This window comes from Planktosalinus sp. (assembly GCF_059864935.1).
In genome coordinates, this window is the sequence record NZ_JCBCCK010000451.1 from 1 (window position 1) to 2916 (window position 2916).

Here is a 2916-nt window from a genome sequence, read left to right on the forward strand (position 1 = left end):
GTTTTGAAGAGTGACTCTTTTGGTCAAATCGCTAAACATAGCAATTGTATAATTGGCGCAATCTTCTGCTGTGGCATTGCCCAATGGCGACATTTTCTCGGCATAGTTGATAAAAGCGTCAAAACCTTTAACTCCCTGTCCGGCAGTTGTGGGAGTAGGCGACTGCGAAATGGTGTTCACCCTCACTTTTTTATCCCTGCCAAAAAAGTAACCAAAGCTTCTGGCAATGGACTCCAGATAGGCTTTGTTGTCTGCCATATCATTATAATCAGGAAAAACCCTTTGTGCTGCCATATAGGTCAGTGCCACTATACTCCCCCACTCGTTCATCGCATCTTTTTGATACAGGGTCTGCATGGTTTTATGAAATGATACTGCCGAAACATCCCAGCCTTTGTGTGTCCAGTCATAATTTTGATTGGTATAGTGGTTTCCTTTTCTCACATTGACCGACATCCCTATTGAGTGCAGTACAAAATCAAGTTTTCCACCCAGAATTTCCATGGATTTTTCTACAAGATTGTTCAAGTCTTCAACACTTGTGGCGTCTGCGGGAATGATTTCAGAATTGGTTTTTTCTGCCAGTTGTTTGATTTGCCCCATTCTCATAGCAATGGGTGCATTGGTCAACACAAAAGCTCCACCTTCTTCATAAACTCTTTCTGCGGTTTTCCAAGCAATGGAATTTTCATCCAAAGCACCAAATATGATTCCTCGTTTTCCTTTTAGTAAATTATATGACATTATAGTTGATTTTTAATTTATACAATTTCAGTTGATTATATCTTACAATTATATTAATCCAAGATTTTCAAATATACATTTTAATTCAATAATTCACGTGCGTGAGCTAACGCGGAATCAGATTTTTTCTCACCGCTTAACATTTCAGCAAGTTCAGTAATTCTATTTTCATATGAAAGTGCCTTAAGCTTTGTGAACGTTTGGTTTTCCACATCTTCTTTAAACACTTTAAAGTGATTGTCGCCTTTTGCAGCAATTTGAGGTAAATGTGTAATACTGATTACCTGCATGTTTTGGCTCATTGATTTAAGAATTTCTGCAACTTTATTAGCCACTTCACCGGAAACACCGGTATCTATTTCATCAAAAATAATGGTGGGCAACTGACTGTAATTCGCTAAAATTGACTTAATGGCCAGCATGATCCTGCTAAGCTCTCCACCTGATGCCACTTTTTTTAATTCACCAAAAGCTGAACCCTTATTTGCTGTAAACAAGAAGCTGAGTTCGTCTTTTCCATTTTCGTAAAAGTTGACAGAGTGATTCAGTTCAATTTTGAATTTCGCATTGGGCATTCCCAGACCTGAGAGTGTTTTTTCTAATTCGTCGATTAAATCTTTTAAAACAGAAGTTCTTGCCTGATAAATTTTAGAGGCATTTTCGTTTAAACTGTTTTCTAAGTTTGAAATATCCTGCTGCAGTGACTGGATTTTAAAATCAAGCCCGGATGTTTCTTCTACGGTTTCAGCTAAGTTGTTTCTGATTTCTATTAGCTCATCCACTGTCATAGACTGGTGTTTACTCATCAGTTTATTCAGCAATTGCAAACGGTCGTTTATTTCCTGAAGACGTTCGGGGTTGGCTTCTGCGGTATCGAGTTCAGAACTTAAATCAAGGTGAATGTCTTTTAATTCTATCTGAACGATTTCCAAACGGTTGCTTAATGTTTCATATGAAGTTGAAAGGTTTTTGAGCTTGTTGATTTTGGATTTAATTTCGTTTAAAATTTGAATTACACCCAATTCTTCATTGCTGATTAAATGAATAATTTCAACCAGATTTTCCTGAATGCTTTCTACATTATTGAGCTTTTCATATTCTTCTTCTAATGTTGTTAATTCGCCGGGGTTCAGCAGGGCTTCTTCAAGTTCCTCAAGTAAAAATGAATTGTAATCCAACTCCTTTTGAGCATTGTTTTTTGACTCGATGAGTTGTTGCAACTGTTTCTTCTTTTCTTTGAGAATCGTCAAATCAATTTTGTAAACGTCCAGAAGTGTTTTTGTGTCAGCCAGCGCATCTATGACATTGAATTGAAAATCCTGTGACGAAATTTCAAGTGTTTGATGCTGATTGTGAATGTCGATAAGTTTTTCAGCAAGCACACTCAAGGTGGAAAGGTTTACAGGAGTATCATTTATAAAAGCCCTGGATTTTCCGTTGGGCAGGATTTCCCTTCTGATTATAGTGACTTCTTCATAGTCGATATCTACGGAAACAAAAAGCTCCTTCAGCGTGTATGAACCAATTTGAAACTCGCCTTCAATAACACATTTTTTTGAACTGTTTTTGATGCTGCTCAAATCGGCCCGTTTTCCTAATAGCAAGGACAATGCCCCCAAAAGAATGGATTTTCCGGCACCGGTTTCACCGGTGATGATCGTAAAACCTTCTTTAAAATTGACATTGATATCTTCAATTAAAGCAAAGTTTTTTATGGAAAGCTGTGTAATCAACCCTATACTTTTTTTAGAAGAGTTAAAGGTATGAGAGTTTAAGATTTAAAACAAGTAACTAAAATTTAATTGTTGACCAATGTTCTCTTTTTGTAGGAGCCATTCTGGTCAGGTTTTGGGTGAGCTGATCAATGTTTACACTGGGTCCGTCACTAAAAATGGATTGAATTTCTTCAGCTTTAGCGTCAAAGAAAGTGCGCAACAAAAATGAATTGGGTCTTCTGTCATTAATTTCCCTTAAAGAATTAACAGCTTCAGCAATTTTTTCTTTTCCTTCCTTGACATTTTCCTGCATAACATCAAGCCCCAGCCTGTGGTAATTGTACATTACAGTATGAAATGTATTGAATATGGGCGAAATCAATGCCTCATTGATTTGATATCTGGATTGAGACCCGTCAGTGGCTTTCCAGCCTTGAAAATTGCTTGAAGCGGCGGT

Annotated in this window: 3 protein-coding genes; all 3 read right to left on the minus strand. The window is 37.2% G+C overall.

Translation table 11 applies throughout. The features are described from left to right. A partial coding sequence (locus tag AC6F75_RS13365) for an SDR family oxidoreductase (protein WP_500715589.1) occupies positions 1-744 on the minus strand: 744 nt, incomplete at its 3' end. A gap of 80 nt (positions 745-824) precedes the next feature. Continuing rightward, positions 825-2477 (minus strand): DNA repair protein RecN, encoded by a 1653-nt coding sequence (gene recN, locus AC6F75_RS13370; RefSeq protein ID WP_500715590.1) that lies wholly within the window; start codon positions 2475-2477, stop codon positions 825-827. A gap of 58 nt (positions 2478-2535) precedes the next feature. After that, positions 2536-2916, minus strand: a 381-nt coding sequence (locus AC6F75_RS13375) for a type IX secretion component PorD family protein (RefSeq protein ID WP_500715591.1), incomplete at its 5' end; no start/stop codon positions are given.